The following is a 22,566-nucleotide window of genomic DNA, read 5'->3' as shown; positions in this document are numbered from 1 at the left end:
ACCCGTTACCCAGGGTCTGCACCCTATACCGTTGAATTTTCATCGATAACAGGAGCCCCGCTGATGCCTCAAGAAATGACGCTCAATCAACGCATCGTTCTGGTCTCACGCCCCCAAGGCGCGCCCACGCCAGAAAACTTTCGCCTGGAGCGCGTGAGCCTGCCAGACCTGGCAGATGGCCAAGTGCTGTTGAAGACCCTGTACTTGTCGCTGGATCCCTACATGCGTGGGCGCATGAGCGACGCACCGTCCTACGCGGCGCCCGTGGAAATCGACGAGGTAATGACCGGTGGTGCTGTCAGCCGTGTCGAGCAATCGCGCCACCCGAAATTCGAGGTGGGCGACCTGGTGGTGGGCTCCACCGGCTGGCAGAGCCACTGCATTTCCGATGGGAGTAACCTTATGCCAGTGCCCAAGGGCTTGGCGAGTCCGTCGATGGCGTTGGGTGTGCTGGGCATGCCGGGCATGACCGCCTACATGGGCCTGATGGACATCGGCCAGCCCAAGACCGGGGAAACCCTGGTGGTGGCCGCTGCGTCCGGTGCGGTGGGCTCGGTGGTGGGCCAGGTGGCCAAGCTCAAGGGCTTGCGTGTGGTGGGCATCGCCGGTGGTGCGGACAAGTGCCGCTATGTAGTGGATGAGTTGGGCTTTGATGCCTGTATCGACCACAAGAGCGCGGACTTTGCCAACGAACTGGCCATGGCGTGTTTCAAGGGTGTAGACATCTACTTCGAAAACGTCGGCGGTAAAGTCTTCGATGCGGTGCTGCCGTTGCTCAACCCCAAGGCACGCGTGCCGCTGTGCGGGTTGATTGCCGGTTATAACACCCATGAAGCGCCGAGCGGCCCTGATCGCCTGCCGGCACTGCAGCGTACCTTGCTGACCAAGCGGGTGCGTATCCAGGGTTTTATCGTGTTCGACGACTATGGCGACCGCCAGCCGGAGTTCCTCAGCGCCATGGCGCCTTGGGTGCGCGATGGCAAGATCAAGTTCCGCGAGGACGTGGTCGATGGCCTGGAGCAGGCGCCAGAAGCTTTTATCGGCTTGCTCGAGGGACGCAACTTCGGCAAGTTGGTGGTGCGCGTCGCACAGGATTGAGTATTTGACGCTAATCCGGGGCGCGGGTATAAACCGCGTCTCGTTGTTTTGTCGGACCCTTCGCCCATGAGCTTCAGCCCCCTGATTCGCCAACTGATCGACGCCTTGCGCACGCTGCCCGGTGTCGGCCAGAAAACCGCCCAGCGCATGGCCCTGCAATTGCTGGAGCGTGATCGCAGCGGCGGCACCCGCCTGGCCCAGGCCCTGAGCCAGGCCATGGAAGGCGTGGGCCACTGCCGTCAGTGTCGCACCCTCACCGAAGAAGAGCTCTGCCCTCAATGCGCCGACCCACGCCGCGACGACACCTTGCTGTGCGTGGTGGAAGGGCCGATGGATGTTTATGCAGTGGAGCAGACCGGCTATCGCGGGCGCTACTTCGTGCTCAAGGGCCATCTGTCGCCCTTGGATGGCCTGGGGCCGGAAGCCATTGGCATTCCGCAACTGGTCGCACGGATTGAAGCGCAGGGCACCTTTACCGAAGTGATCCTGGCGACCAACCCGACCGTGGAAGGTGAAGCCACGGCGCATTACATCGCCCAGCTGCTGACCAATAAAGGCTTGATCACCTCGCGTATTGCCCATGGTGTACCGTTGGGTGGCGAGTTGGAGCTGGTCGATGGTGGCACCTTGGCCCACTCGTTCGCGGGTCGCAAGCCGATCGCGCTCTAACATCCGCAGCAGGATCAAATGTGGGAGGGGGCTTGCTCCCGATTGCTGTGTGTCAGTCAACAGGGTTATTGGCTGATCCACCGCTATCGGGAGCAAGCCCCTTCCCACAGTAGTTTTATGGTGCCAGTGATAACTGTGCATGGCTTGATAACCAAGCAAGCGCTTGGTAAGTTCGCTCCATCTCGCCATGGAGCTTGCCGATGTCTGCCTATCAGGAATACTTCGATCCCAGCCACCAGTTGATCCGCGACAGCGTGCGCCGTTTTGTCGAGCGCGAAATGTTGCCCGGCGTCGAGCAATGGGAGGAAGCCGGCAGCTTTCCCCGTGAGCTCTATCGCAAGGCCGGCGCGGCGGGCATCCTCGGCATCGGTTATCCCGAAGCTTTTGGAGGTAACCACGAAGGCGATCTGTTTGCCAAGGTCGCCGCCAGCGAAGAACTGATGCGCTGCGGTTCTGGTGGCGTGGTGGCAGGGCTCGGCTCCCTGGATATCGGCCTGCCGCCCATCGTCAAATGGGCCCGGCCCGACGTGCGTGAGCGCATAGCGCCTCGGGTGCTGGCCGGCGAAAAGATCATCGCCCTGGCGGTGACCGAGCCCAGCGGCGGCTCAGATGTAGCCAACCTGCAAACCCGCGCCGTACGTGAAGGCGAGCATTACCGTGTAAGCGGCTCCAAGACCTTTATCACCAGCGGCATTCGCGCTGACTTCTACACCGTAGCCGTGCGCACAGGCGGGCCGGGCTTTGGCGGCATCAGCCTGTTGCTGATCGAAAAAGACACCCCGGGTTTCACCGTTGGCCAGCCGCTGAAGAAGATGGGGTGGTGGGCATCGGACACCGCCGAGTTGTTCTTCGACGATTGCCGCGTGCCCGCCGGCAACCTTATCGGCGCTGAAAATATGGGCTTTGCCTGCATCATGAGCAATTTCCAGAGCGAGCGCTTGGCCCTGGCCTTGATGGCCAACATGACCGCGCAACTGGCCCTGGAGGAGAGCCTCAAGTGGGCCACCCAGCGCGAAGCATTCGGCAAGCCCATCGGCAAGTTCCAGGTGCTCAAGCATCGCCTGGCGGAAATGGCCACCGCCGTGGAAGTCTCCCGGGAGTTTACCTACCGCCAGGCTGCCAGGATGGCCGCCGGCAAGAGTGTCATCAAGGAGATTTCCATGGCCAAGAACCTGGCCACCGATACCGCTGATCGGGTGACTTATGACGCGGTGCAGATATTGGGGGGGCAGGGGTATATGCGGGGCAGCCTGGTGGAACGGCTGTATCGGGATAATCGCATCCTGTCGATTGGTGGGGGGACGCGGGAGGTGATGAACGAAATCATCAGCAAGCAGATGGGATTGTGAGCGGTGGTGTTCTTTCTGGGCCCATCAGGAGCAAGCCCCCTCCCACATTCTTGATTGTGTTCACAAGTCAAAATGTGGGAGGGGGCTTGCTCCCGATGAGGCCAGTCCTGACAAAGACTATCTTTCAGTCAACCCAAACTGCGTCAGGCAAAACGTCGGAATCCCCATGTCTTCCAACCGCTGCGACCCACCCAACTCCGGCAAATCAATAATCGCCGCCGCTTCAAAGATCTTCGCGCCCATGCGCCGCACCAGATTCGCCGCCGCAATCAAGGTGCCGCCAGTGGCGATCAGGTCATCGAACATCAGTACCGAATCTCCTTCGCACAGGCTGTCGGCGTGCACTTCCAGGAAGGCTTCGCCGTATTCGGTCTGGTAACCCTCGGCCAGCACGTCTGCAGGCAGCTTGCCCTGTTTGCGAAACAGGATCAGCGGCTTGTTGAGCTGGTAGGCGATGATCGAACCGATCAGGAAGCCCCGCGCATCCATCGCGCCAATATGGCTGAAGTCGGCTTCGACGTAACGCTGGGCAAAGCTGTCGGCGACCAGGCGCAGGGCGCGGGGCGATTGGAACAGTGGGGTTATGTCACGAAAGATAACCCCAGGCTTGGGGAAGTCGATGACAGGGCGAATCAGGGATTTGATGTCGAACGAATCGAAAGTCATCGTCGCAGAGTCCTGGGCGGAAAATGGACTCGAAGTATACCTGCGGCCTCGCTGATTGGCGCGGCCGCAGTCTGGATCAGACCTCCAGTGAACCCCCGGCCAGTGCGCACAACTGGATTGGATCAAGGATATGCACTTCCTTGCCCTCGGCGGCAATCAGCTGGTTCTGCTGGAAGCGGGTAAATACGCGGGACACGGTCTCTACCGCGAGGCCCAGGTAATTGCCGATTTCGTTGCGCGACATGCTCAGGCGGAATTGGTTGGCCGAGAAGCCCCGGGCGCGGAAGCGCGCCGACAGGTTGACCAGGAATGTCGCGATGCGCTCGTCGGCGGTTTTCTTCGACAGCAGCAGCATCATTTGCTGGTCGTCACGAATCTCACGGCTCATCACGCGCATCAACTGGCGACGCAACTGTGGCAGCTGCAGTGCCAATTCATCCAGGCGCTCGAAAGGAATTTCGCATACCGAAGTCGTTTCCAGCGCCTGGGCCGATACCGGGTGAACCTCAGTGTCCATTCCCGACAGCCCGACCAACTCGCTGGGCAAGTGGAAACCGGTAATTTGTTCTTCGCCGCCATCGCTGAGGCTGAATGTCTTCAACGCACCCGAACGTACTGCATAGACCGAATCGAACTTGTCGCCCTGGCGAAACAGGAACTCGCCTTTTTTCAACGGGCGGCCGCGTTTCACGATGTCGTCCAGCGCATCCATGTCTTCCAGATTCAATGAAAGTGGCAGGCAGAGGGGGGCCAGGCTGCAATCCTTGCAGTGAACCTGGTTGTGAGCGCGCAGTTTGGCTGGCTCAGACATTTCTTAAATCCTTGTGGGAAAACACACATAAGACGTAAGGGTAACGTACTGGGGGGCATGGAGGCCAGCGTGTACAAAAAACCTGTCGGAATATAAAGATTTGCCCGAAGCGGCCGATAGCACTGCCATCAAATATGAATGCGGGTGGTTCAAACCATGTTATCTCTCAGTACCCAACTCGCGTCGCGAACTCAGATCCAGGCGCTGCCCGAAACCAAGAAGGCTACTGAATCCGATGTTGCCGAGACCCCGACGACTGATGCAGCCAAGCCCGCCGTTTCAGTGACCATCTCAGGTGCCGCGATGAAAGCTGCGGCCGCTGAAAAAACCTCAAACAGTGATATCGACGACAGCGGCTTGGCGGACAACGTCAAGAATCTGCTCAAGATGATTCGCGAGATCAAGAAGCAAATTGCCGAGAAGCAGGCTGAGATGGCGGCGGTGATGGCCGACAAGAACCTCAGTCCGGAACAGGCCCGCGCCCGACTTTCCGGCCTGCAATCGGCATTGAGTGGGCTGCAGGCGAGCTTGACCAGCGCCCAGGCGTCTCTCACCAAGGCGATGAAAGACATGAGTGCCGGTGACGCGGTCAAAGCGGCCAGCCTGGCAATGAAGTAATAGCCTTTAGATGACCCGCGAAAATCGCTGCCTGTTCTGGTGCTCCAGATAGGCATCGAACACCATGCACACCGAGCGCACCAACAGGCGCCCCGCCGGCAGTACACGGATGCCCAGGGCATCCAGCTCGATCAAGCCATCGGCAGCCATGGTCTCCAGCTGCGGCCATAGCTCGGCGAAATAGCCGCGAAAATCGATGTTGTACCTCTGTTCGATCTCCCCGAATGCCAAGCTGAAATTGCAGATCAGTTGTTGGATTACTTCCCGGCGCAGACGATCATCCGTGGTACAGACCAGGCCACGGCTGGTAGCCAACTGCGCGCCCGCCAAGGCATTCTGGTACTGGCTCAGATCACTGCTGTTCTGACAGTACAGGTCGCCGACCTGGCTGATCGCCGACACTCCAAGCCCAATCAGGTCGCAATGCCCGTGGGTGGTGTAACCCTGGAAGTTGCGCTGCAGCGTGCTTTCTTCCTGAGCGATGGCCAGCTCGTCGTCCGGTAGGGCGAAGTGGTCCATGCCGATATAACGGTAGCCGGCCTGGGTCAGTTGCTCGATGGTGGTTTGCAGCATCAGCAGTTTCTCGCTCGGCGAGGGCAGGTCGTCGGTGTTGATCCGCCGTTGCGGCATGAAGCGCTCCGGCAAGTGCGCGTAGTTGAACACCGACAGGCGGTCGGGCTGCAGGCGGATGACTTCCTCCACGGTACGAGCGAAATTCAGCATCGACTGCTTGGGCAAGCCGTAGATCAGGTCGATATTGATCGAGCGAAATTGCAGGGTGCGTGCCGCATCGATCACCGCGCGGGTTTCTTCCAGGCTTTGCAGGCGATTGACCGCCCGTTGCACCTCAGGGTCGAGGTCTTGCAGGCCGATACTCACGCGGTTGAAGCCCAGCTCACGCAACAAGCCCATAGTGGCCCAGTCGGCTTCGCGTGGGTCGATTTCGATACCGTAGTCGCCTGAGTCGTCATCCAGTAAATTGAAGTGCTGACGCAGGCAGGCCATCACCTGGCGAAGTTCGTCGTGGCTGAGAAAAGTGGGCGTGCCGCCGCCCAGATGCAGCTGCTCAACAGTTTGCTTGGGGTCGAGGTGACAGGCCACCAGCTGGATTTCCTGCTCCAGGCGCTGCAGGTAGGCCTGGGCGCGGCCGCGGTCCTTGGTGATGACTTTGTTACAGGCGCAGTAGTAGCAAATGTTGGCGCAGAACGGCACGTGCACATATAGCGACAATGGCCGCACGGCCTTGCGGCTGTCACGCAGGGCGTGGAGCAGGTCGAAGGTGCCGACCTGGCTGTCGAATTGTACGGCGGTGGGGTAGGACGTGTAGCGCGGCCCCGCCAAGTCGTAGCGGCAAATCAGATCTGTGTCCCAACGAATAGCGTCGAGCATGCGGGCGGTCCCCGGGAATGGCTAGTGGGCCGAGTCTAGGGGCAGGGCTGGGCAGGCATCTTGATTTGCATCAACGGGGAGCGGCGCTATGCCACATGGCCTTTAATGCCCCATCAGCCAGTGCTGATGCGGGCCCGGCAGGGTCCAGATACCGAAGATCATCACCAGCACGCCCCCGGCGACGCGCACGCTGCGCTTGCGCAATAACGCGGTCACGCGTTCGGCCGCCAGTCCGGTGGCGAGCAGCACCGGCCAGGTGCCCAGGCCGAAGGCCAGCATCAGCACTGCACTGTCCAGCGCATTGCCCTGGCTCGCCGCCCAGAGCAGGGTGCTGTAGACCAACCCGCACGGCAACCAGCCCCACAACGCGCCCAGCAGCAAGGCGCGAGGCAGGCTGGACACCGGCAGCAGGCGGTTGGCAACAGGTTGTATATGCCGCCACAGGCCGCGCCCCAGGCTTTCTATACGGGTCAGGCCGCTCCACCAGCCGGCCAGATAAAGGCCCATGCAGATCAGCAGCAGCCCGGCGAGCACGCGCATGAACATCGCCGCCGGGCTGTTGGCCACCGCCCAGCCAGCCAGGCCAATCAGTAACCCCGCCGTTGCATAGCTGAGGATGCGCCCCAGGTTGTACGCCAGCAGTAGGCGAAAGCGGCGGCTGCGCTGCTCCTTGGGGATCGCCAGGGTCAGCGCGCCCATCAGCCCGCCGCACATGCCCAGGCAATGGCCGCCGCCGAGCAGGCCAAGGATCAGCGCCGAGACCAGCAGGGGCGCCAGCTCAAGCATGGGGCGGGTCTTTGGGCGGTTGCTCGGGGCCATTGGCTTCGTCGATGGCGGCCAGGTGATTCGGATCCTGATCGTCGAACAACACGCTGTGGGCCGGGCCATCGAGATCCTCGTACTGGCCGCTGTCCACGGCCCAGAAGAAGATGTAGATCGCCACTCCCACTAACAGCAGCGCCGCCGGAATCATCACGTATAGAGCTGGCATCTGCACTCCATGCCCACGCGGCTCAGGCCGGCAGTGGGCGGGTTATCAAGGTGGTGCCAGTTGCCGGCGCGCTCGGCAGGCGAGTCAGGCGCAAGGCGTTGAGCACCACGGTCAATGAGCTGAGGGACATGCCGATTGCCGCCCAGATTGGAGTAATCCAACCCAGGGCGGCAAATGGCAGCATGAGGCCATTGTACAGCCCGGCCCACAGCAGGTTCTCAATGATCACCCGGCGAGTGCGTCGCGCCAGGCTGAAGGCTTGTACCAAGGCATCCAGGCGGTTGGACAGCAGCACCGCGTCGGCACTGGTTTTCGCCAGGTCCGTAGCCGAGCCCATGGCTACGCTGATATCGGCGGCGGCCAGCACCGGCACATCGTTGACGCCATCGCCGAGCATCAGCACTTTGCGGCCTTCCTTGTGCAGATTCTGTAGCACCCGCAGCTTGTCGTCAGGGCGCAGGCCACCGTGGGCTTCGTCGATGCCCAGCTCAAGGGCGACACTGGCGACCATCGGCGAACTGTCCCCCGAGAGCAACAGCGTACGCCAGCCGCGTGCCTTGCATGCTGCCAATAAGGCGGGAGCATCGCTGCGCAGGCGGTCGTCCAGCACGAACCAGGCGAGGGCGCCGTTACGATCGCCCAGCAGCAGCCATTGCCCGGCTTCATCCGGCGCCGCCGGCATCGCGCAGCCACTGAGTGCGCAGACAAACGACGGTTGGCCGATACGCAAGTGCCGCTCACCCACGCGACCTTCCAAGCCTAGGCCGGGGGAACTGAGCACTTCGTCGGCGGCCAGCGGCGCACGCCCGAATGCGCGGGCAATCGGGTGTTCCGAGCGGTTCTCCAGAGCGGCGGCGAGGCTCAGGCATTGGTCGCTGTCCAGCGTGCCCAGGGGCCGGATGGCGCGCAATGCCAGGCGCCCTTCGGTGAGGGTGCCGGTCTTGTCGAAAATCACCGTATCGATCTGGTTCAGGCCCTCGAGCACATGGCCACGAGTCAATAGCAACCCAAGGGTGTGCAAGGTGCCGGTGGCAGCAGTGAGGGCGGTCGGCGTGGCCAGGGACAGCGCGCACGGGCACGTGGCCACCAGCATCGCCAATACGATCCAGAACGCCCGGGATGGGTCCAGCTCCCACCACAGCAGGCCGATCAGCGCGGCGGCGATCAACGAGCACAGCAGGAACCACTGCGCGGCGCGGTCGGCGATCTGCGCCAGGCGGGGCTTCTCGGCCTGGGCGCGCTCCAGCAGGCGCACGATGGCGGACAACCGTGTGTCATGGCCAAGGGCGCGCACTTCGACGCTCAGAGCACCTTCCACATTTAGCGTGCCGGCGGTGACGCTGTCACCAATCCCCCGGGGTTGCGGCAGGTACTCGCCGGTCAGCAGGGATTCATCGATGCTGGATTGGCCATCGAGAATCACGCCATCCGCCGGCAGCACCGCACCGGGGTGCACCAGCACGCGGTCACCCAGCGCCAACTCACTGAGCAGGATGCGTTCGCTCTGGCCATCCTCTTTCAAGCGCAGGCAGGAGGCAGGCAACAGATTGACCAACTGAGCGGTGGCCGCTGCGGTGCGCTCCCGGGCGCGACGCTCGAGGTAACGCCCAGCCAGCAGGAACAGCGCAAACATGCCCACCGCATCGAAATATAATTCGCCCACACCGGTGATCGCGGTCCAGATGCCCGCCACGTAGGCGCCGCCAATCGCCAGGGACACCGACACGTCCATGGTCAGGTGGCGCGTGCGCAAGTCGCGCAGGGCGCCCTTGAAGAAGGGTGCGCAGCTGTAGAACACGATGGGCGTGGTCAGAAACATCGCGACCCAGCGCAGGATCACATGCAGCTCCGGGCTCAGGTCGATATTGAATTCCGGCCAGGTAGCCATGGTTGCCATCATCGCCTGGAACCACAGCAAGCCGGCGACGCCCAGTTGACGCAGGGCCAGGCGGTTCTCGCTGGCCAATTGCTCGGCGGCGCGGTCGGCGTGGTATGGGTGGGCGGCGTAGCCGATATGGCGCAGTTCGCTGAGCAATTGGCTCAACGGCAATTGCCCATCGGCCCAGCGTACCTGCAGGCGGTGATTGGACAGGTTCAGCCGGGCCTCGGCCACTGCGGGCAGGCTGCGCAGGTGTTTTTCGATCAGCCAGCCGCAGGCGGCGCAGCTGATACCCTCCATCAACAGGGTGGCTTCGGCAAGGTCGCCTTCATGGCGCACAAAGGGTTTTTGCACATCGGCGCGGTCGTACAGCGCCAGCTCATCCACCAGTTGCACCGGCAACGTCTCGGGGTTGGCCGAGGCTTCGCTGCGGTGCTGGTAATAGCTTTCCAGCCCACCGGCAACTATGGCCTCGGCGACCGCCTGGCAGCCCGGGCAGCACAGTTCGCGGCGCTCGCCGAGGATCTGGGCGGTAAACCGGCTGCCGGCGGGGACGGGCAGGGCGCAGTGGTAGCAGGGGGTGGTCATGGTTCAAGGTCTTTGATGGCTGGAAGGGCCTCATCGCGGGCAAGCCCGGCTCCCACACTCGATTGCGTTCTCCTGTGGGACCGGGCTTGCCCGCGATGCGCTTAGCGCGGCTTTTTTTACTGCTTCAGGTCTTCGGCACCCTGCAACGGCTCGTCACCCAGCAGCAAGTCCTTGTCATGGCTGACCTCTTCTTCTTCGAACATCCGCCAGGTCTGGTCACCTTCCACGCCGAGCAATTCCACGAAGCGCCGGCCTTCGACCTTATCGGTGACCTGACCGATATAGCGGCCCTGCTCAGTGTCACTGCGGGCCAGGACGATCTTGCGATCCTTCTCCGGCTGGGTTGGGGAAATCAGGTTCAGTTCCAGGGTCGCCGGGCCGCTGTTGCCGGTCAGTTGCAGTTCGACTTCGCCGGTCAGTTCATCCAGGTGCAGCCTGGCGCGCAATTGCAGGGTCTGGGCCAGGCGTTCGCGGTCAAGGGAGCGGTTGATGCCTTTGCCGGCCTCGTAGTAGTTGTCGTTGACCAGGTTGTCCGGGTTGTTCACCGCGATGGTCACCATGGACAAGGTCAGCGTCACCGAACAAGCCAGGATCGCGATGATGATCCAGGGCCAGAGGTGCTTGTACCAAGGGCTTGCGGCAGTGGCTGAGGACATTGGTTCTATTCCCTGTTAACGGACTTGTGGGCCGATGAATCGGCTCTTGGCTTCAATATGAATGCTGGTGTCATCGGCGTCCTTGAGGATGAACGTCACCTCGTTGGTGCTCGACGGCAACTGCTCAGGCGCACTCGACAGCTCTACCGGCATGCTGACGATATCGCCGGCAGCCACCTTGATTTCGCGTCGGCCTTGCAGCTTGAGGTCCGGCAGGCCGGCGGCGTCGAGTACGTAGGTGTGGTCGCGCTGGTCCTTGTTCATGATCTTCAGGCTGTAGACGTTCTCGATGCGCCCTTCGGCGTTTTCGCGGTACAGCACGCGGTCCTTGCTGACATCGAAGCCGACCAGCGAACGCATGAAAAATGCGCCAGCCAGCAGGCTGATCATTGCCAGCAGCACCAGCGCGTAGCCGATCAGTCGTGGGCGCAGCTTATTCGTCTTCTGCCCGGACAGGTTGTGCTCGGTGGTGTAGCTGATCAACCCGCGGGGGTATTCCATCTTGTCCATGATGGTGTCGCAGGCATCGATACAGGCGGCGCAACCGATGCACTCGATTTGCAGGCCGTCGCGGATATCGATACCGGTCGGGCACACCTGTACGCACATGGTGCAGTCGATGCAATCACCCAGGCCCTGGGCCTTGTAGTCGACGCCCTTTTTGCGCGGGCCGCGTACTTCGCCGCGGCGTGGGTCGTAGGAAACGATCAAGGTGTCTTTGTCGAACATCACGCTCTGGAAGCGCGCATACGGGCACATGTAGATGCACACCTGTTCGCGCAGCCAGCCGGCGTTGCCGTAGGTGGCGAGGGTGAAGAAACCCACCCAGAAATACGACCAGCCGTCGGCCTGGCCAGTGAAGAAGTCGAACACCAGTTCGCGGATCGGCGAGAAATAGCCGACGAAGGTCATGCCGGTGGCAAAGCCGATCAGCAGCCACAGCGTGTGCTTGCTGAACTTGCGCAGGAACTTGTTGGCGCCCATGGGCGCCTTGTCCAGCTTGATGCGCTGGTTGCGGTCGCCTTCGGTGACCTTTTCGCACCACATGAAGATCCAGGTCCACACGCTTTGCGGGCAGGTATAGCCACACCACACACGCCCGGCGTACACGGTGATAAAGAACAGCCCGAAGGCCGCAACGATCAGGATGCCCGAGAGCAGGATGAAATCCTGGGGCCAGAAGGTCGCGCCAAAAATGAAGAACTTACGCTCCGGCAGGTTCCACCACACAGCCTGGTGGCCGCCCCAATTCAGCCAAACGGTGCCGAAGTAGAGCAGGAACAAACCGGCGCCACCAAGCATGCGCAGGTTGCGGAACATGCCAGTGAAGGCGCGAGTGTAGATTTTCTCTCGCGAGGCGTAGAGGTCGACGCTGTTGCTCGCGTTTTTGGCAGGCGGGGTAACGTCATGTACCGGTATCTGGTTGCTCATCATTGCATCCCACGGCGGTGGAGATTTGCCTCGGCCAGTACGTGCCAGCCGCGGTCAAATTGGGGGTGTTGCAGTGGCCTGATGATACGCCCCCGAGGGTATGTCAGGGGTGCGACCTTTGGTCGCGTTGGGGGAAATCAATTGATGGTGTACGTGATCTGGATCAATTGACTTGGCAAGTATGGATGGTTTTTGCAGGTAAGACGGTCATTCGTCCCATGGATTGATCAGAGGCACGCCCCTGGACCCGATGTAGTGACTACTTGGTGGATGCGCGGGGCAAGACAGGGGCTGCGAGTGGTGGCGTGTTTTTCCCTGGAAAGACCGCGGGAGGCAGAAGCAACAAAGCCTCGCCCGTTTTTACTACTGGCGGACCTAACGGATGGTGTACTGCAATGGTGCAAGGCTGGCAGGTATGTGCAGGAACTGAGCGGCGAAAATCAACACTCAGGTTTCACCCCAACGCCCATGGTGGGGGATTACATACCAATGAGGTGACCACGTGATTATTGTTCCAAATCCGCCGACGTATAACGTTCCAGGCCCTGCGCCGCTGCCTGATAACGTGACGCGTGCAACGCTGCATGAGATGTCCAGTCTTTACGCCAGCCTCGACCGCTATGAGTTAGCGAAGACCTTGATGGACAACTTTGATCGGTTTGTGGATCCTGACAACCCGGGTTTTTTGACGCTGGATTATTTGCAATACATAGCCCTGGGGCTGGCCGGCAATCAATTTACCTTGGCGGACCAGGTGCTGGTTTTTGAAGTCCTCAACCGCGCTGGCTTCGCGGCTTCCCTGGACTTGGACGAAAAAGGTGAGAGTAACCGCAAGTTTGATCGGCAGGATATCCATAATTACCAGGATGCGCTGTTCACTGAGCATGAGGAAAGAACTGCCGGCCCGGACGCTCGATAAAGGCCGCTGCTTAGCATTAACAGGTAGTTGTAACAGCCTTCTACAAAAAAGCCCCGCCAGTTTTCACTGCGCGGGGCTTTGTTGTTTTCGAGGTTTTACTGTTCTTCGGCCTTCTTATCCCCATGGGACAAGCTGTACACATACGCCGCCAGCAAATGCACCTTGTCATTCCCTTGCAGTTGCTCCTGCGCCGGCATCTGGCCTTGGCGACCATAGCGAATGGTCTGTTGCAGTTGGGCAAAGCTCGAGCCGTAGATAAACGCCCCCGGATGAGTCAGGTCCGGCGCGCCCATTGCAGGCGTGCCTTTACCGGCCGGGCCGTGGCAGGCCACGCAGTTGGCGGCGAAGAGTTTTTCACCGTTGGCCACGTCGGCCTTGGCACCTTCCGGTAGCTTGCGGCCGTCAAGGTTGGTCACCACAAAGCCCGCGACGTCAGCCACCCCTTGCTCGCCGATGACTTCGGCCCAACCTGGCATCACCGCGTGGCGACCCTGCATGATGGTTTGCTTGATCGTCTCCGGTTCGCCACCCCAGCGCCAATCGGCGTCGGTCAGGTTGGGGAAGCCGTAGGCGCCCTTGGCGTCGGAGCCGTGGCACACCGAGCAGTTGGAGGCGAACAGGCGGCCGCCCATTTTCAAGGCTTGCGGGTCCTTGGCAACTTCTTCAATGGGCATCGAGGCGAATTTGGCGAAGATCGGCCCGAACTTGGCGTCCGACCTGGCCATTTCCTTTTCCCATTCATGCACGCCGGTCCAGCCGGTCTGGCCGTTGGCGAAGGAGGTTTGCTTATCGTTGTCGAGGTAGTTGTAGCCCGGCAACAGGCCCTTCCAGTTGCCCAGGCCGGGATACAGCACCAGGTAGCCGAGGGCGAAGACGATGGTGCCGACAAATAGCATGAACCACCACTTCGGTAGTGGGTTGTCGTATTCCTCGATGCCATCGAACGAGTGGCCGACGGTCTCGTCCGTCTGTTCGCTGCGCTGGCCCTTGCGGGTCGACAGCAGCAGCCAGGTCAGGGCGAAGATGGTACCCAGGCTCAGGACTGTGACGTACAGACTCCAGAACGTAGTCATTCTTTGTTACTCCTAGACGCTTGCTCGACGTGCTTGATGGCTTCGGGGTCATCCGCGAAGGGCAACATGGTCGCGTCGTCAAACTCCGACTTGCGCCGTGGACTGAACACCCACAACGCCAGGCCGATAAAGGCCACCATCACCACAACGGTGCCCAGGCCACGAATCATCCCGATATCCATGTAGGTCACCGTTTGCTTTTGATGATGGTGCCAAGGCCTTGCAGATAGGCCACCAGTGCGTCCATTTCGGTCTTGCCCTTCACAGCGGCCGCTGCACCGGCGATGTCTTCGTCGGTGTAGGGCACGCCAAGGGTGCGCAAGACTTCCATCTTCTTCGCGGTGTCCTTGCCGTCGAGCTTGTTTTCCACGAGGAACGGATACGCTGGCATTTTCGACTCAGGCACCACGTTGCGCGGGTTGTAAAGGTGCGCACGCTGCCAGTCATCGGAGTATCGCCCGCCGACACGGGCCAGGTCCGGCCCGGTGCGCTTGGAGCCCCACAGGAACGGGTGGTCCCACACGCTTTCACCGGCGACCGAGTAGTGGCCGTAGCGTTCGGTTTCGGCACGGAACGGGCGGATCATCTGCGAGTGGCATCCTACGCAGCCGTTGGCGATGTAGACGTCGCGGCCTTCCAGTTCAAGGGCGGTGCGCGGCTTCATGCCTTCGACTGGCTTGTTGGTCACGTCCTGGAAAAACAGCGGCACGATCTGGGTCAGGCCGCCGATGCTCACGGCGATGACCATGAAGAAGGCCAGCAGGCCGATATTCTTCTCGACTACTTCATGCTTCATCAGTGGGCTCCCACTACGGCGATCTTGGCGGCGGCTTCGGCTTCTACAGGGTCAGAGGCACGCACGGTGCGCCAAACGTTATAGGCCATCAACAGCATGCCGCTGGCAAAGAACGCTCCGCCCAGGGCACGCACGATAAAGCCCGGGTGGCTGGCCTGCAGCGCTTCGACGAAGGAGTAGGTGAGGGTGCCGTCATCGTTGATCGCACGCCACATCAGGCCCTGGGTGATGCCGTTGACCCACATCGAGGCGATGTAGAGCACGGTGCCGATGGTGGCCAGCCAGAAGTGCGCATTGATCAGCCCGACGCTGTGCATCTGCACGCGGCCGAACAATTTGGGGATCATGTGGTACAGCGCGCCGATGGAGATCATCGCCACCCAGCCCAGTGCGCCGGCGTGTACGTGGCCGATGGTCCAGTCGGTGTAGTGGGACAGCGAGTTGACGGTCTTGATCGCCATCATCGGCCCTTCGAAGGTCGACATGCCGTAGAACGCCAGGGACACCACCAGGAAGCGCAGGATCGGGTCGGTGCGCAGCTTATGCCAGGCGCCCGACAGGGTCATCATGCCGTTGATCATGCCGCCCCAGCTTGGGGCCAGGAGGATGATCGACATCGCCATGCCCAACGATTGTGCCCAGTCCGGCAGCGCGGTGTAGTGCAGGTGGTGAGGACCGGCCCAGATATACAGGGTGATCAGCGCCCAGAAGTGCACGATGGACAGGCGATAGGAGTAGATCGGGCGCTCGGCCTGTTTCGGTACGAAGTAGTACATCATGCCGAGGAAACCGGTGGTGAGGAAGAAGCCTACGGCGTTGTGGCCGTACCACCATTGGATCATCGCATCCGTCGCACCCGAGTACGCCGAGTAGGACTTGAACAGGCTGACCGGCAAGGACGCATGGTTGACGATGTGCAGCATCGCCGTGACCAGGATGAATGCCCCGTAGAACCAGTTGCCCACGTAAATGTGCTTGGTCTTGCGCTTGACGATGGTGCCAAAGAACACCACTGCGTAGGTCACCCAGACAATCGCGAGCAAAATCGCGATCGGCCATTCCAGTTCGGCGTATTCCTTGGTGGTGGTGTAGCCAAGGGGCAGGCTGATGATGGCGCCGACGATGACCGCTTGCCAGCCCCAGAAGGTGAAGGCAGCCAGGCTGTCGGAGATCAGGCGGGTCTGGCAGGTGCGCTGCACGACATAGTAGGAAGTGGCAAACAACGCACACCCACCGAAGGCAAAGATCACCAGGTTGGTGTGCAGCGGGCGCAGGCGACCGAAGGTCGTCCATGGCAGGTCGAAATTCAATTGCGGCCAGACCAGTTGCGAGGCGATGAACACCCCGAGCCCCATGCCAAGGATCCCCCAGACCACCGTCATGATGGCGAACTGGCGGACTACCTTATAGTTATAAGCAGTCGGACTGATTGCTGTGCTCATTCTAAGGTTCCACGGTTTAGGTTTTTTTATAGGTAAAATCGGTCGCAAGTATGTAGAAAGCGAGGGGCCATTGCAACGCAATGGCTGACCTGTATCAATGCGTTCCACGCCAGATTCTGCGCCCTTTCCATGTTTGGCGTAAGGATTAAATCCGAAATAGAAAGCTGATCAAGTGGACAGGAATTTTAGGGGGCGCAACGGATACCGTCGCCTACGCCAGAATTGCTCCACTGTGGGAACAAGCGTAGACCCGAATATGAGGGGGGGAAAGTTGGGTGTTGCGAGGGTGCGACACTTGGTCGCGCAAATGAAAACAACATCGGATCACGGTAGGAGCGAGCTTGCTCGCGAAGTCCTCAAGAGCGCCTCGGTCATTCTGGATAACCGCGGCGTTATCAAGTTCTTCGCGAGCAAGCTCGCTCCTACGCTAAAACGGGTTGCCGCCCCGGGCCGGGGCAGCGGTTACTCGGTCGGGCTGTCTGGCGTTGCACCATCAGCGCTGTGGGACAGGCTGTACACGTACGCCGCCAGCAGATGCACTTTGTCATTACCTTGCAGCAGTTCCTGAGCAGGCATCTGGCCCTGGCGCCCATGGCGAATGGTCTGCTGCAACTGCGCCAGGCTGGTGCCGTAGATAAAGCCGCTTGGCTCGGTCAGGTTCGGCGCGCCCATGGCTTCCACGCCGTGGCCTTGTGGGCCATGACAAGCCACGCAGGTGGTGCTGAATGCGGCTTGGCCGGCGGCCAGGTCAGCGCTGTTGTCCGCTGGCAAGGGCAGCTTCGCCAGGTCGTGGCGCACATAGGCGGCGACGTTCTTCACGCCGTCCTCACCCAGCACTTCACCCCAGGCCGGCATCGCCGCGTGACGACCGGCCATGATGGTGGCCTTGATCGCTTCGGCCGAACCGCCCCAGCGCCAGTTACTGTCCGCCAGGTTCGGGAAGCCATAGGCGCCCTTGGCATCCGAGCCGTGGCACACCGCGCAGTTGGAGGCGAACAGACGACCGCCCATCTTCAACGCTTGCGGGTCCTTGGCGACTTCTTCCACAGGCATCGCCGCGAATTTGGCGAAGATCGGCCCGAACTTGGCGTCGGCCTTGGCCATCTCCTTGTCCCATTCCTTGGTCTGGGTCCAGCCGTCCTCATAACCCGGCAACACGCCTTTCCAGTTGCCCAGGCCCGGGTAGAGGATCAGGTAGCCGACGGCAAACACCAGGGTGCCGGCGAACAACATGAACCACCACTGGGGCAGCGGGTTGTCGTATTCCTCGATACCGTCGAAGGCGTGGCCCATGGTCTGGTCGACGCTGCCCTTGGTCTCGCCCTTGCGGGTGCCGACCAAGAGCCAGGTCAGGCCGATCAGGCTGCCGAGGGTCAATACGCAGATCCATGTACTCCAGAAGGTAGTCATGGCCGAGTGCTCCTTGTTGCTGGCTCTGCTTGAGCGTCGGTTGGGGAGGGTTCATCGGCAAACGGCAGCATGGTCGCATCGTCAAACTCCGACTTGCGCCGTGGGCTGAACACCCACAGCGACAGGCCGATAAAGGCGATGGCGACCACCAGCGTGCCTAGGCCGCGGATGGTGCCTGCATCGAATTCAAATCCCATGGCTCACCTCTTGCTCTTGATGGCAGTGCCGAGCACTTGCAGGTAGGAAACCAGCGCGTCCATCTCGGTCTTGCCCTTGAGACTGGCGACGGCGCCATTGATGTCGTCGTCGGTGTAGGGCACGCCGAGGGTGCGCATCACCTTCAATTTGGTCTCGGTATGGCTGCTGTCGACGGCGGCGGTGACCAGCCATGGATAGGCCGGCATCTTCGACTCCGGTACCACGTTGCGCGGGTTGTACAAGTGCGCGCGGTGCCAGTCGTCCGAGTAGCGCGCGCCAACGCGGGCCAGGTCTGGCCCGGTGCGCTTGGAGCCCCACAGGAACGGGTGGTCCCACACGCTTTCGCCTGCCACCGAGTAGTGACCGTAGCGTTCGGTCTCGGCGCGGAACGGGCGGATCATCTGCGAGTGGCACTGCACGCAGCCTTCGCGGATGTAGATGTCGCGGCCTTCCAATTGCAACGCGGTGTAGGGCTTCATGCCTTCCACCGGTTTGTTGGTCACGTCCTGGAAGAACAGCGGGACGATCTGGGTCAGGCCGCCGATGCTTACGGCGAGCACCATCAGCAGCATCAGCAGGCCGACGTTCTTTTCAATCGTTTCGTGTTTCATCATCGACTCCTCAGGCCATCTGCGCTGCGGCGGTGACTTCGGCCGGTTGCGCCGAACGCACGGTGCGCCACGTGTTGTAAGCCATCAGCAACATGCCGGTGAGGAAGATCGCACCGCCCACCAGTCGCACGATGAAGCCTGGGTGGCTGGCCACCAGGGTTTCGACGAAGGAGTAGGTCAAGGTGCCGTCTTCGTTGACTGCACGCCACATCAGGCCCTGGGCGATGCCGTTGACCCACATCGAGGCGATGTAAAGCACGGTGCCGATGGTGGCCAGCCAGAAGTGCGCGTTGATCAGGCCGAGGCTGTACATCTGCTCGCGACCGAAGACTTTCGGGATCATGTGGTACAGCGCGCCGATGGAGATCATCGCTACCCAGCCCAGCGCGCCGGCGTGTACGTGGCCGATGGTCCAGTCGGTGTAGTGGGAGAGGGCGTTGACGGTCTTGATCGCCATCATCGGACCTTCAAAGGTCGACATGCCGTAGAACGCCAGGGACACCACCAGGAAGCGCAGGATCGGGTCGCTGCGCAGCTTATGCCAGGCGCCCGAGAGGGTCATCATGCCGTTGATCATGCCGCCCCAGCTCGGGGCCAGCAGCACCAGTGACATCACCATGCCCAGGGACTGAGCCCAATCCGGCAGCGCGGTGTAGTGCAAGTGGTGGGGACCTGCCCAGATGTACAGGGTGATCAGCGCCCAGAAGTGCACGATGGACAAGCGATAGGAATACACCGGACGTTCGGCCTGCTTGGGCACGAAGTAGTACATCATCCCCAGGAAGCCCGCGGTGAGGAAAAAGCCCACAGCGTTATGCCCATACCACCACTGCACCATGGCATCCGTCGCCCCGCCATACAGCGAGTAGGACTTGGTCAGGCTGACCGGGATTTCCAGGTTGTTGACGATATGCAGGATCGCCACGGTGAGGATAAACCCGCCGAAGAACCAGTTACCCACATAGATATGCTTGGTGTTGCGCTTGGCCACGGTGCCGAAGAACACAATGGCGTAGGCGACCCAGACGATGGTGATGAGAATGTCGATCGGCCATTCCAGCTCGGCGTATTCCTTGGAGCTGGTGTAGCCCAGCGGCAAGCTGATCGCGGCCAGCAGGATCACCAGCTGCCAGCCCCAGAAGCAGAACGCTGCCAGTTTCGGCGCAAACAGCTGGGTCTGGCAGGTGCGCTGCACCGAGTAGAACGAGCTGGCAAACAGTGCGCAGCCCCCAAAGGCAAAGATCACCGCGTTGGTGTGCAACGGGCGCAGTCTTCCAAAGCTGGTCCAAGGTAAATCGAAATTGAGCGCAGGCCAAACCAATTGGGCGGCGAGAAAAACCCCGAGCCCCATGCCGACGATGCCCCACACCACCGTCATAATGGCGAATTGGCGGACCACCTTGTAGTTATAGGCGGTACTTAAAGTAGTGTTCATGGTTCCCCATCCACGGTTCAACCCAAGCAGATGCGGCACTTGGGCTGGAGTTATAGGCAGACTAAAAAGCGAGGCAAGCATGGGCAAAGAGCACAAGGCCAGTATTGACGGGGATCAATGGGCGCAGTGTGTGCGCGAACGCGGCTGGCTGTGGGATGTCGCCACGGGTACGGCTTCGAGCGAGCCGGTCACCCTGATCCTGGCCCATGGCGCCGGCGCGCCAATGGACTCGGCATTCATGAACGACATGGCGGCACGCCTTGCCGGGCATGGCGTGAACGTATTGCGCTTCGAGTTCCCGTACATGGCCCAGCGCCGTGTGGATGGCGGCAAGCGCCCGCCGAATCCGGCGCCAAAACTGCTGGAATGCTGGCGCGAGATTTATGCCGAGGTGCGACGTCATGTCGCTGGGAAACTGGCGATTGGCGGCAAGTCCATGGGCGGGCGCATGGCGAGTTTAGTTGCCGACGAGTTGGGGGCCGATGGCTTGGTGTGCCTGGGGTATCCGTTTTATGCGGCGGGCAAGCCGGAAAAACCACGGATCGAGCATCTGGCCGGGCTGAAGACGCCGACGTTGATTGTGCAGGGTGAGCGCGATGCGCTGGGTAATCGTGCGGCGGTGGAGGGCTATGATTTGTCGCCGGGCATCGAGGTGATGTGGCTGGTGGCAGGGGACCATGACCTGAAGCCGTTGAAGGCTTCGGGGTTTACCCATGAGCAGCATCTGGAGGCTGCGGCGGTGCAGGTGTCGAGTTTTTTGCTGAGTCTTGAATGAAACCTGTGGCGAGGGAGCTTGCTCCCGCTGGGCTGCGCAGCGGCCCCAAAAGTCTTGGGAGCGCTTCGCACTCCACCGGGAGCAAGCTCCCTCGCCACAGTGGTCTACCGGTTGAAGCGCTCTACCAGCGAATACTGGGTATTGGCGGTATGAGTCAGCTCTTCACTCAACTGCGCCGAGTTCATTGCCTGCTCCGACGTCTGATCGGCCAACAGCGCAATGGTGCTGATATTGCGGCTGATCTCCTCGGCAACAGAGCTTTGCTCCTCGGTGGCGGCGGCAATTTGGGTGGTCATGTCGGTGATATTCGCCACCGCTTCGCTGATGCCCACCAACGCCTGGTCCGCTTCCATCACCCGCGCCACACCTTCTTCAGCCTGGCGATGCCCGGCGTCCATGGTTTGCACGGCCGCAGCCGCGGTGTGTTGCAGCTTGGCGATCAGGGTATGGATCTGCCCGGTGGACTCTGCTGTCCGCTGGGCCAACTGGCGCACTTCGTCAGCCACGACGGCAAAACCACGGCCCATCTCACCGGCACGCGCCGCTTCGATGGCGGCGTTGAGGGCCAGCAGGTTGGTCTGGTCGGCGATGCCTTTGATCACATCGACCACGCCGCCGATCTCATCGCTGTCCTTGGCCAATTGGGTGACGGTTACCCCAGTCTCGCCCACGGCCGCCGACAGCCGCTGGATCGCTTCGCGGGTTTCCCCGGCGATATCGCGACCGCGACCGGTCAGGCGGTTGGCTTCCTGGGTAGCGTCGGCGGTGCGCTGCACATGGCTGGCAACTTCCTGGGTGGTCGCGGCCATCTGGTTGACCGCAGTGGCGACCTGTTCGGTCTCCACACGCTGGCGTTCCAGGCCACTGGAGCTGTTGTGCGCCAGGGTGTTGGAGCGTGCCGCCTGGTCGTTGAGGTGTTCGGCGGTGTCCTGCAAGCGCGTAAGACAGGTCTTCAGACGTGCTTCCTGGCTGAGGATCGACATCTCCAGTCGCGCCTGGGCGCCACGGCTGTCGGTGTACATCTGTGCGATCAGCGGGTCGGAGGTAGTCTGCTCGGCCAGGCGCAGCAAACGCTTGAGGCCGCGCTGCTGCCAGCTCAGGCCCAGCAGGCCCAACGGCACCGACAGCGCCGCCGCCAAGGCGAAGCCCCATTGGGACGTAAGGGTGGCGCCGATCATGAAGCTCAATTGGCTGACCAGAATAAATGGCAGCCAGTCCTGTAGCACCGGCAGCCACTTGTCCCGCTGGGGAATGGCCGACTTGCCTTGGTTGATACGTTGATAGAGCGCTTCGGCCCGGCGGATCTGCTCGGCGGTGGGCTTGATGCGCACCGATTCGTAGCCGACCACCTGGTTGCCGTCGAAGACCGGTGTCACATAGGCGTTAACCCAATAGTGGTCACCGGTCTTGCAGCGATTCTTGACAATGCCCATCCATGGCAAGCCTTGTTTGAGCGTTGACCACATGTGCGCGAACACCGCCGACGGCACATCCGGGTGACGCACCAGGTTGTGCGGCGCCCGAGTCAGCTCGTCGCGGGTGAACCCACTGATTTCGACAAACGCGTCGTTGCAGTAGGTAATGACACCCTTGGCATCTGTGGTGGAGATCAACCGTTGCTGAGCGGGGAAGGTACGTTCGCGCTGGGTAACGGGTTGGTTATTACGCATGATTGTTCAATCCGCAAGGCTTTCAGGGGTTATCGGCCATGGCGGGCATTTATTTAACTTATTTTTGCAACAATCCGGACGAGCGGATTTAC

23 protein-coding genes are annotated in these 22,566 nt (G+C 61.2%); 6 read left to right on the top strand and 17 right to left on the bottom strand.

Annotation, left to right across the window (positions count from 1 at the left end):
• Positions 1-63 precede the first annotated feature (63 nt).
• The 3 genes from KVH01_RS24295 (at position 64) to KVH01_RS24285 (ending at position 3,116) form a co-directional block, all read left to right on the top strand.
• Positions 64-1,098: an NADP-dependent oxidoreductase gene (locus KVH01_RS24295; protein WP_043047047.1), complete on the top strand. Its 1,035-nt coding sequence runs from the start codon at positions 64-66 to the stop codon at positions 1,096-1,098.
• A 66-nt stretch (positions 1,099-1,164) separates the two neighbouring features.
• Positions 1,165-1,767 carry a recombination mediator RecR gene (recR, locus tag KVH01_RS24290; protein ID WP_043047046.1) on the top strand — a complete coding sequence of 201 codons (603 nt, stop codon included), beginning with the start codon at positions 1,165-1,167 and terminating at the stop codon, positions 1,765-1,767.
• Positions 1,768-1,967: 200 nt separating this feature from the next.
• A complete protein-coding gene (locus KVH01_RS24285) occupies positions 1,968-3,116 on the top strand; it encodes an acyl-CoA dehydrogenase family protein (RefSeq protein WP_217883190.1) in 1,149 nt (382 codons plus the stop codon).
• A gap of 117 nt (positions 3,117-3,233) precedes the next feature.
• Here the strand turns inward: KVH01_RS24285 and KVH01_RS24280 are convergent, their stop codons facing one another.
• Together KVH01_RS24280 and fnr are read right to left on the bottom strand one after the other, a co-directional pair.
• Positions 3,234-3,782, bottom strand: a complete 549-nt coding sequence (locus tag KVH01_RS24280) for an adenine phosphoribosyltransferase (protein WP_057011878.1) — start codon at positions 3,780-3,782, stop codon at positions 3,234-3,236.
• Between the two features lie 76 nt (positions 3,783-3,858).
• Positions 3,859-4,593, bottom strand: a complete 735-nt coding sequence (gene fnr / locus KVH01_RS24275) for a fumarate/nitrate reduction transcriptional regulator Fnr (protein ID WP_043049008.1) — start codon at positions 4,591-4,593, stop codon at positions 3,859-3,861.
• A gap of 156 nt (positions 4,594-4,749) precedes the next feature.
• Between fnr and KVH01_RS24270 the strand changes: the two genes are divergently transcribed.
• Positions 4,750-5,211 (top strand): hypothetical protein, encoded by a 462-nt coding sequence (locus KVH01_RS24270; protein WP_217883224.1) that lies wholly within the window; start codon positions 4,750-4,752, stop codon positions 5,209-5,211.
• A 6-nt stretch (positions 5,212-5,217) separates the two neighbouring features.
• On the opposite strand, the gene hemN is transcribed toward KVH01_RS24270, so the two are convergent.
• The 6 genes from hemN to ccoG form a co-directional block, all read right to left on the bottom strand.
• Complete coding sequence (gene hemN / locus KVH01_RS24265; protein ID WP_043049006.1) at positions 5,218-6,600, bottom strand: oxygen-independent coproporphyrinogen III oxidase; 1,383 nt, start codon at positions 6,598-6,600, stop codon at positions 5,218-5,220.
• A gap of 102 nt (positions 6,601-6,702) precedes the next feature.
• Entirely contained in the window at positions 6,703-7,386 is a 684-nt protein-coding gene (locus tag KVH01_RS24260) for a sulfite exporter TauE/SafE family protein (RefSeq protein WP_043049005.1), read from the bottom strand.
• Positions 7,379-7,591 carry a cbb3-type cytochrome oxidase assembly protein CcoS gene (gene ccoS, locus KVH01_RS24255; RefSeq protein ID WP_005790284.1) on the bottom strand — a complete coding sequence of 71 codons (213 nt, stop codon included), beginning with the start codon at positions 7,589-7,591 and terminating at the stop codon, positions 7,379-7,381. The genes KVH01_RS24260 and ccoS overlap by 8 nt, the downstream gene beginning before the upstream one ends.
• Before the next feature lie 22 nt (positions 7,592-7,613).
• Complete coding sequence (locus KVH01_RS24250; protein ID WP_217883189.1) at positions 7,614-10,058, bottom strand: heavy metal translocating P-type ATPase; 2,445 nt, start codon at positions 10,056-10,058, stop codon at positions 7,614-7,616.
• A 116-nt stretch (positions 10,059-10,174) separates the two neighbouring features.
• A complete protein-coding gene (locus KVH01_RS24245; RefSeq protein ID WP_217883188.1) occupies positions 10,175-10,714 on the bottom strand; it encodes a FixH family protein in 540 nt (179 codons plus the stop codon).
• 15 nt (positions 10,715-10,729) lie between these two features.
• Positions 10,730-12,145, bottom strand: a complete 1,416-nt coding sequence (gene ccoG, locus KVH01_RS24240; RefSeq protein WP_217883187.1) for a cytochrome c oxidase accessory protein CcoG — start codon at positions 12,143-12,145, stop codon at positions 10,730-10,732.
• 502 nt (positions 12,146-12,647) lie between these two features.
• On the opposite strand from ccoG, the gene KVH01_RS24235 reads away from it, so the two are divergent.
• Positions 12,648-13,064 (top strand): hypothetical protein, encoded by a 417-nt coding sequence (locus KVH01_RS24235; protein ID WP_198718916.1) that lies wholly within the window; start codon positions 12,648-12,650, stop codon positions 13,062-13,064.
• A gap of 95 nt (positions 13,065-13,159) precedes the next feature.
• Here KVH01_RS24235 and ccoP (KVH01_RS24230) read toward each other — a convergent pair whose 3' ends face one another.
• The 8 genes from ccoP (KVH01_RS24230) to ccoN (KVH01_RS24195) all read right to left on the bottom strand — a co-directional run bounded on the left by ccoP (KVH01_RS24230) (position 13,160) and on the right by ccoN (KVH01_RS24195) (position 20,029).
• Complete coding sequence (gene ccoP / locus KVH01_RS24230; RefSeq protein WP_056845629.1) at positions 13,160-14,137, bottom strand: cytochrome-c oxidase, cbb3-type subunit III; 978 nt, start codon at positions 14,135-14,137, stop codon at positions 13,160-13,162.
• The gene (locus KVH01_RS24225; RefSeq protein ID WP_003193169.1) at positions 14,134-14,319 is read right to left on the bottom strand and encodes a CcoQ/FixQ family Cbb3-type cytochrome c oxidase assembly chaperone; all 186 of its coding nucleotides are present in this window, start codon (positions 14,317-14,319) and stop codon (positions 14,134-14,136) included. Before KVH01_RS24225 ends, ccoP (KVH01_RS24230) begins: the two co-directional genes overlap by 4 nt.
• Positions 14,320-14,324: 5 nt before the next feature.
• Entirely contained in the window at positions 14,325-14,933 is a 609-nt protein-coding gene (gene ccoO / locus KVH01_RS24220; RefSeq protein ID WP_003193167.1) for a cytochrome-c oxidase, cbb3-type subunit II, read from the bottom strand.
• Complete coding sequence (gene ccoN, locus KVH01_RS24215; RefSeq protein WP_043048995.1) at positions 14,933-16,375, bottom strand: cytochrome-c oxidase, cbb3-type subunit I; 1,443 nt, start codon at positions 16,373-16,375, stop codon at positions 14,933-14,935. The genes ccoO (KVH01_RS24220) and ccoN (KVH01_RS24215) overlap by 1 nt, the downstream gene beginning before the upstream one ends.
• Positions 16,376-16,837: 462 nt before the next feature.
• Positions 16,838-17,785, bottom strand: a complete 948-nt coding sequence (gene ccoP / locus KVH01_RS24210; RefSeq protein WP_217883186.1) for a cytochrome-c oxidase, cbb3-type subunit III — start codon at positions 17,783-17,785, stop codon at positions 16,838-16,840.
• Positions 17,782-17,982, bottom strand: coding sequence for a CcoQ/FixQ family Cbb3-type cytochrome c oxidase assembly chaperone (locus KVH01_RS24205; protein WP_043048991.1), 201 nt, complete (start codon positions 17,980-17,982; stop codon positions 17,782-17,784). The genes ccoP (KVH01_RS24210) and KVH01_RS24205 overlap by 4 nt, the downstream gene beginning before the upstream one ends.
• A gap of 3 nt (positions 17,983-17,985) precedes the next feature.
• On the bottom strand, positions 17,986-18,594 hold the full coding sequence (gene ccoO, locus KVH01_RS24200) for a cytochrome-c oxidase, cbb3-type subunit II (protein ID WP_003193159.1): 609 nt from the start codon (positions 18,592-18,594) through the stop codon (positions 17,986-17,988).
• Between the two features lie 10 nt (positions 18,595-18,604).
• Positions 18,605-20,029 (bottom strand): cytochrome-c oxidase, cbb3-type subunit I, encoded by a 1,425-nt coding sequence (ccoN, locus tag KVH01_RS24195; protein ID WP_046071707.1) that lies wholly within the window; start codon positions 20,027-20,029, stop codon positions 18,605-18,607.
• Between the two features lie 79 nt (positions 20,030-20,108).
• On the opposite strand from ccoN (KVH01_RS24195), the gene KVH01_RS24190 reads away from it, so the two are divergent.
• Positions 20,109-20,804: an alpha/beta family hydrolase gene (locus KVH01_RS24190; RefSeq protein WP_217883185.1), complete on the top strand. Its 696-nt coding sequence runs from the start codon at positions 20,109-20,111 to the stop codon at positions 20,802-20,804.
• A 104-nt stretch (positions 20,805-20,908) separates the two neighbouring features.
• Here the strand turns inward: KVH01_RS24190 and KVH01_RS24185 are convergent, their stop codons facing one another.
• On the bottom strand, positions 20,909-22,474 hold the full coding sequence (locus tag KVH01_RS24185; protein WP_043048987.1) for a methyl-accepting chemotaxis protein: 1,566 nt from the start codon (positions 22,472-22,474) through the stop codon (positions 20,909-20,911).
• Between the last annotated feature and the right edge of the window lie 92 nt (positions 22,475-22,566).

Source organism: Pseudomonas khavaziana (assembly GCF_019145205.1).
Classification (GTDB): Bacteria; Pseudomonadota; Gammaproteobacteria; order Pseudomonadales; family Pseudomonadaceae; genus Aquipseudomonas; species Aquipseudomonas khavaziana.
Note: the sequence above shows the minus strand (reverse complement) of the source record. Positions and strands in the feature narration are given on the sequence as shown.

Excerpts from the sequence above, each read along its gene's own strand:
- KVH01_RS24295 (WP_043047047.1), top strand. The coding sequence starts at position 64 with ATGCCTCAAGAAATGACGCTCAATCAACGCATCGTTCTGGTCTCACGC.
- recR (WP_043047046.1), top strand. The coding sequence starts at position 1,165 with ATGAGCTTCAGCCCCCTGATTCGCCAACTGATCGACGCCTTGCGCACG.
- KVH01_RS24285 (WP_217883190.1), top strand. The coding sequence starts at position 1,968 with ATGTCTGCCTATCAGGAATACTTCGATCCCAGCCACCAGTTGATCCGC.
- KVH01_RS24280 (WP_057011878.1), bottom strand. The coding sequence starts at position 3,782 with ATGACTTTCGATTCGTTCGACATCAAATCCCTGATTCGCCCTGTCATC.
- fnr (WP_043049008.1), bottom strand. The coding sequence starts at position 4,593 with ATGTCTGAGCCAGCCAAACTGCGCGCTCACAACCAGGTTCACTGCAAG.
- KVH01_RS24270 (WP_217883224.1), top strand. The coding sequence starts at position 4,750 with ATGTTATCTCTCAGTACCCAACTCGCGTCGCGAACTCAGATCCAGGCG.
- hemN (WP_043049006.1), bottom strand. The coding sequence starts at position 6,600 with ATGCTCGACGCTATTCGTTGGGACACAGATCTGATTTGCCGCTACGAC.
- KVH01_RS24260 (WP_043049005.1), bottom strand. The coding sequence starts at position 7,386 with ATGCTTGAGCTGGCGCCCCTGCTGGTCTCGGCGCTGATCCTTGGCCTG.
- ccoS (WP_005790284.1), bottom strand. The coding sequence starts at position 7,591 with ATGCCAGCTCTATACGTGATGATTCCGGCGGCGCTGCTGTTAGTGGGA.
- KVH01_RS24250 (WP_217883189.1), bottom strand. The coding sequence starts at position 10,058 with ATGACCACCCCCTGCTACCACTGCGCCCTGCCCGTCCCCGCCGGCAGC.
- KVH01_RS24245 (WP_217883188.1), bottom strand. The coding sequence starts at position 10,714 with ATGTCCTCAGCCACTGCCGCAAGCCCTTGGTACAAGCACCTCTGGCCC.
- ccoG (WP_217883187.1), bottom strand. The coding sequence starts at position 12,145 with ATGAGCAACCAGATACCGGTACATGACGTTACCCCGCCTGCCAAAAAC.
- ccoP (WP_056845629.1), bottom strand. The coding sequence starts at position 14,137 with ATGACTACGTTCTGGAGTCTGTACGTCACAGTCCTGAGCCTGGGTACC.
- KVH01_RS24225 (WP_003193169.1), bottom strand. The coding sequence starts at position 14,319 with ATGGATATCGGGATGATTCGTGGCCTGGGCACCGTTGTGGTGATGGTG.
- ccoO (WP_003193167.1), bottom strand. The coding sequence starts at position 14,933 with ATGAAGCATGAAGTAGTCGAGAAGAATATCGGCCTGCTGGCCTTCTTC.
- ccoN (WP_043048995.1), bottom strand. The coding sequence starts at position 16,375 with ATGAGCACAGCAATCAGTCCGACTGCTTATAACTATAAGGTAGTCCGC.
- ccoP (WP_217883186.1), bottom strand. The coding sequence starts at position 17,785 with ATGACTACCTTCTGGAGTACATGGATCTGCGTATTGACCCTCGGCAGC.
- KVH01_RS24205 (WP_043048991.1), bottom strand. The coding sequence starts at position 17,982 with ATGGGATTTGAATTCGATGCAGGCACCATCCGCGGCCTAGGCACGCTG.
- ccoO (WP_003193159.1), bottom strand. The coding sequence starts at position 18,594 with ATGAAACACGAAACGATTGAAAAGAACGTCGGCCTGCTGATGCTGCTG.
- ccoN (WP_046071707.1), bottom strand. The coding sequence starts at position 20,029 with ATGAACACTACTTTAAGTACCGCCTATAACTACAAGGTGGTCCGCCAA.
- KVH01_RS24190 (WP_217883185.1), top strand. The coding sequence starts at position 20,109 with ATGGGCAAAGAGCACAAGGCCAGTATTGACGGGGATCAATGGGCGCAG.
- KVH01_RS24185 (WP_043048987.1), bottom strand. The coding sequence starts at position 22,474 with ATGCGTAATAACCAACCCGTTACCCAGCGCGAACGTACCTTCCCCGCT.